This is a genomic window from Segeticoccus sp., from assembly GCF_035708005.1.
This window is the reverse complement of sequence record NZ_DASSTI010000015.1, coordinates 1-5096: the sequence shown is the minus strand read 5'-3', so window position 1 is coordinate 5096 and position 5096 is coordinate 1. Positions and strand designations below refer to the sequence as shown.

Here is a 5096-nt window from a genome sequence, read left to right as displayed (position 1 = left end):
AGAAGCGGATCCCCGACCAGCAGCGGGAAGGAGGTGAATGACCATGACGGAGTACACGAGCGCCGAACTCGAGCAGCAGTGCATCGAGCTGCTCCCCGCGAAGGAGACCCTCTCCTTCCACAACAACTGGGCGAACGTCGTTGCGAGCAACTCCGCGCTGGCCGTGAACGCGGCGACTCTCCTGTCGCAGGCGAACGCAGCCGCGCTGCAGTCCGTGACGGTGAGCCAGCACTGATCCGGCGCCATGGTGAGGGCCGGTGAGGGAAGGAGCATCGATGCCCAACAGAGGATGGACCCCCGAGGAGCTCGACGAGCAGTTGGTGGAGGCGCTGCCGGCACGGGAAACCCTGCTGGTCGGGGTCAACGTCACCAACGTCATCGCGCTCAACCTCGCGCTGGCCGTCAACGCGGCGAGCATCGGGACGGCAGCCACGGCTCTGGCCGGGCAGCAGGTCACGACGCTGCAGCACTGACGGCACACCGGGTCCAGACCGCAGGTGGCCGGGAGCGGCTTCGTCCCGCTCCCGGCCATCCGCAGGTGTCGAGACCTACGCGTCGAGAACCGCCACCAAGAAGCGCCCCGGACGGCAGCTCAGCGGGCGTAGCCGAGCGCGTCCAGGCTGACGTTGATCGCCCGGCGGCTGTGGTTGGCGATCACCACGTCACCGTTGCTGTTGACCCTGCTCACCAGGAAGTTGGTCTGGCTCGCACCGCGCGGGAAGTTCAGCGTCGAGGTGCCGGTCCCGTCGACCGGTCCGACGTAGAGCCACCCGCCGTAGGGCGCCTGGTTGACCCGGACGTTCAGGGCCACCGAGCTCGCCGAGCCCGGCACGCCCGTCCCGCGGGCGCCCGCCACGTTGACCGTCACCCGACCCCAGGCGGGGATCGCGGTGCTGCGCGGGTTCGCGCTCGTGCCGGTCATCGTGTTGAACACGACCTGCTTGCTCGTGGGCATCCAGCCGTCGCCGGTGTTGGAGCCGGTGACGTAGCCCTCCACGTCGACGTAGAGGTTCATCCGACCGCCGGAGCGGTTGGCGATCGTCACCGTGCCGTCCGAGGCGACCTTGCTCAGGACGAAGTTGGCGACGTTCACGCCCTTGCGGAAGTTCAGCGCCGACTCGCCGGCGCCGTCGTCCGACACCCGCAGGTAGCCGCCACGGCCCGGGTTGCCGGCCGTGACGTTGAGTGCCACCGCCCGCACGCCCTTCGGCACCGGGGACCCGGCCACGCCGGCGACGCGCACCTTGACCGACCGGTAGGCGCCGAGGCTCTTCACCGTCGGGTTGCTCGTCGTGCCGCTCGGCCGGGTCAGCCGCGTCGGCGTCACCGGGTGGTAGTTGCCGCTGCTCGCCGGCGTCGCGTAGCCGCGCACGTCCACGATCACCTGCACCGTGCTGCCGGAGTGGTTGACGACGGTGAGCGTGCCGTTGCTGCGCAGTCGGGTGACCAGGCCGTGGGCCAGGGTCAGGCCGCGGGTGAAGCTGATCGTGTCGGTGCCGTCGCTGGCGTCCCCGACGTAAACCCCGCCGGACGTCCCCGGCCGGGTGACGGTCACGTTGAGCGCGGCAGTCGTCGCCGACCGCGGCACAGGCGACCCACTGACCCCGGCGACCCGGATCGTCATACTCGCGTGGGCGCCCAGGGCCGTGGACCGGGAGTTGGCCGGCATACCGCGGCGGGTGTCGACGATCCGCACGGGAGTGACCGCGGTGAAGTGCCCGAGCCCGGCCGGGGTCACCGTGCTCGACCACGCGGACCAGGCGCTCCAGCCCACCGCGTTGTGCGCGCGCACCCGGAAGCTGTATGCCGTGCCGTTGGTCAGGCCGGTCAGCGTCGCCTGCCGTGCCGAGCCGGAGGTCGACACGCTCGCGCCGCCCGGGGAGGCCTGGACCTGGTAGCGGTCCACGGTGCGGCCGTTCGGGGAGGCGGCGTTCCACGACACCGTGGCCTGCCCGTCGCCGGCCTTCCCGGAGACGCCGCCCGGCGCGCTCGGGGCGGTGGCGAGCAGCTGGAAGCGGGCCGCGTCGATGCCGATGTAGGTGGAGGTCTTCGTCGAGCCGTTGTCGGAGGCGTGCAGGCTCAGCGGGTGGCCGGGCCGGTCGTAGAAGCTGCCGAGGGTGACCCAGCCGCCCACCGCACTCTGGTCGACATACGTCGTCGTCGTGCCGGTCGCGTGGGTGACGGTGTACTTCACGTTCGGCGCATTGGCGTAGCTGCTCGGCACGTTCACCTGCACCCGGTAGAGACCGCTGCCCAGGCTGGGCGACCACGTCGCGCCGTTGGCCTCGGTGCTGCTCGCGGAGGGGTGGGTCCAGTAGGCCATGCCGGTGACGCCGGAGGTCGCGTTGGGCCGCCAGTAGCTCATGTTCCCCGTGAAACGGAACTCCCGGCTGCCGGGGCCGTAGGTGCGGGTGCCGTACGACGGGGGCCGGGCCGGGCCGGCGACGTGGCCGTCGAGGTAGTTGGCGTCGATGGACAGGGTGATGCCGCCCCAGCGCTCGGAGCCGCTGGCGTACTGGTGCAGCCGCTGGTGGCGGGACCACCGGCTGTCCGGGAGGTCGGGGCTGTAGGTGGTCTGCAGTCCGTTCCAGTTCGCGGACCACAGGTCGTCGGGCAGGGTGAAGCCGCTCGTGCCGACCCGACTGTTGAGGTCGCGCATGAGCGAGGAGTCGCCGCCGTAGGCGCCGGAGCGGTAGCCGTACCCGTGCAGGCGGGCCGACCATGCCGACAGGAAGGTCATCACCGCCTGGGAGCAGGTGGAGTTGTTGGTGGAGTACATCTCCATGTCGTAGTAGATGGGCGCGCCCCGGCCGAGGCCGAACTTCTGCGCCATCTGCACCGCGTCGTCGGCCGACGCCTGGCCCTGCGCGGCGGCGGTGCTCGGGTTCGTGCTGATGTGGGCGAGGCCGCCCTGCTGCACGCACGGCGCCTGGCGCCCGACGTAGATCGGGATCAGGCCCCAGCCCATGCCGGTGACCTGGTTGACCCAGCTCGCGGACAGGTTGCCGTCGCCGCAGGCGCGCATCGAGCCGCCGATGTAGATCCCCACGCTGCGGTAGGGCGACTTCAGCCAGGCCTGCATCGTGCTGGCCGAGGGGGCGGCGCAGGCGTCGAAGCCCATGCCCCGGGCCACGGTGCCGCCGGAGGTGCCGGCCGGCATGAAGGAGGCGGCGGCGTTGGTGGCCGCCACCGCGCCGTTGCCGAGAACCCCCGGGGCGTTCGTGGCGCCGGCCGACTTCGGCGGGAGCGGCCGCGCGGGGGCCTCGGCCCGGGCGTGGAACTCCGGGTTGCGGGGGGCGGTCGTGTCCTTCGCGTTCGTGGGCTGGGCGGTCTCGAGGACCCGGTCGACCCGGCCCTTGCCGTGCGAGGCGGCAGCGGCGGTGGCGGTGTCGGCCCAGGTCGTCTGGATCGAGACCCCGCGGCCGGGCAGCTCGGCCTCCGTCGTCTGCGTCAGGTCCTGGGTCTGCACCTGGGCGGGCAGGGCGCCGAGCCGGGTCGCGTGGGCGCGGGCCATCGGCACCTGGGCGCTCGCGGCGTCGGAGTCGCGCAGCCACACCGTGTCGGCACGGCCGACCGCGTGGGCCGGGCAGTCCTGCTGCTCACCGGGTTCGCCGAGGTAGACCGCCTGCACGTCGAACCGCACGCACGCGGTCGGGTCGCGGTCGAGGTCGACCACCGGCCAGTCGGCGGGCACCTGCACGCTCACGCCGTGGTAGGCGACCTGCTTGGTCGGGCCCGCCGGGCCGGACGGCGTGGCCGCGGGGGTGGACCGCGTGGCCGCGGGAGCGGACGGCGTCGCCGCGCTGGGCCGCGTGGCCGCGGGGGTGGACGGCGTGGCCGGGCTGGGCCGCGTCGACGCGCCGGACGGCGCAGCGCTGCTGCTCGGCGAGGGACTGACCGAGCCGCCCGACGAGCCGCCCGCGGCAGGTGCCGCGGACGCGGAGGGCAAGCTTCCGGCATACGGGAAGAGCGCTGCCGCCGCGGCGACGAGCACGGTGACAGGACGGCGCAGTCTGGCCATCGGTGAACCTCACAGGCGGTGCGGTGCCTTGCGACACGGAGGACCGGGGGAGCCCCTGGGAGAGCGATGTCAAGGATGACACACCGACAGCCTGAACACCAATAGTCACATTGGTCACAACAGTGACACGGTGCGGCGGGAGACGGGCGAATTTGTCCGGCCGCGACCTCCAGCGCGCAAAGCGGCGGCTCGGACCCGCAGCCGGTTCGCCGCGTGAGGGTGGGCCAGCCGCTCGCGCGCCCGCTCGGGGTCCGTTGTCACCAACCGCGCGCGGGCACGGCCGTCAGAGGATGGGGCGTCCTCCCGTGACCGCGACGCGGGCGCCGGAGATGTAGCTGCCCTCGCCGGAGGCGAGCAGCACGTAGACCGGCGCGACCGAGCGGGGTGCTCTGGCCGAACTTCTCGACGTGCTCGCTCGGCATGGTCGACGGGATGAGCGGCGTCCAGATCGGACCGGGCGCGACGCTGTTGACGCGGATTCCCTTCGGTCCGAGCAACTGGGCCAGCGCGGCGCACATGTTGGCGAGCCCGGCCTTGGTCACGTCATACGGGAACAGGGACGGCGACGGGGTGTCGGAGTTCACCGACGAGGTGGCGACGATCGACGACCCGGGCTGCAGGTGCGGCAGCGCGGCCTTGGTGAGGTGGAAGAACGCGCTGAGGTTCGTGGCCAGGGTGTGGTCCCACTCCTCGTCCGAAACCTCCTCCACCGACTCGTGCTCCATCTGGTATGCCGCGTTGTTGACGAGGATGTCCAGTCGCCCGAGCTCGTGGACGGCCTGGTCGACGAGTGTGCGGCAGTGCGCCGGATCCTTCACGTCGCCGGGGGCGAGGACCGCGCGGCGGCCCGCCTGCTCCACCCAGTGCTGTGTGTCCTTGGCGTCCTCGTGCTCGTCGAGGTAGGACAGCAGCAGGTCGGCGCCCTCGCGGGCGAAGGCGATCGCCACCGCCTTGCCGATCCCGCTGTCGGCGCCGGTGAGCAGTGCGACCTTGCCCTCGAGCAGGCCCTTGCCGCGGTAGCTCTGCTCGCCGTGGTCCGGTTTCGGGGTCATCTGGCCCTCGGTGCCGGGAGGCT

Annotated in this window: 4 protein-coding genes; 2 read left to right on the top strand and 2 right to left on the bottom strand. The window is 72.2% G+C overall.

What is annotated here, in order from left to right; all coding sequences use genetic code 11:
• Positions 1 to 37: 37 nt before the first annotated feature.
• A complete protein-coding gene (locus tag VFL99_RS01420) occupies positions 38 to 235 on the top strand; it encodes a hypothetical protein (RefSeq protein WP_325104536.1) in 198 nt (65 codons plus the stop codon).
• 40 nt (positions 236 to 275) lie between these two features.
• Positions 276 to 473: a hypothetical protein gene (locus VFL99_RS01415; RefSeq protein WP_325104535.1), complete on the top strand. Its 198-nt coding sequence runs from the start codon at positions 276 to 278 to the stop codon at positions 471 to 473.
• Between the two features lie 119 nt (positions 474 to 592).
• On the opposite strand, the gene VFL99_RS01410 is transcribed toward VFL99_RS01415, so the two are convergent.
• Positions 593 to 4021 (bottom strand): glycoside hydrolase domain-containing protein, encoded by a 3429-nt coding sequence (locus VFL99_RS01410; RefSeq protein WP_325104534.1) that lies wholly within the window; start codon positions 4019 to 4021, stop codon positions 593 to 595.
• A gap of 257 nt (positions 4022 to 4278) precedes the next feature.
• Positions 4279 to 5096 (bottom strand): SDR family oxidoreductase (locus tag VFL99_RS01405; protein ID WP_325104533.1); only part of this gene is annotated, 818 nt, incomplete at its 5' end.

What these genes read in the sequence shown, in the direction of transcription:
- VFL99_RS01420 (WP_325104536.1), top strand. Translation starts at nt 38, where the DNA reads ATGACCATGACGGAGTACACGAGCGCCGAACTCGAGCAGCAGTGCATC.
- VFL99_RS01415 (WP_325104535.1), top strand. Translation starts at nt 276, where the DNA reads ATGCCCAACAGAGGATGGACCCCCGAGGAGCTCGACGAGCAGTTGGTG.
- VFL99_RS01410 (WP_325104534.1), bottom strand. Translation starts at nt 4,021, where the DNA reads ATGGCCAGACTGCGCCGTCCTGTCACCGTGCTCGTCGCCGCGGCGGCA.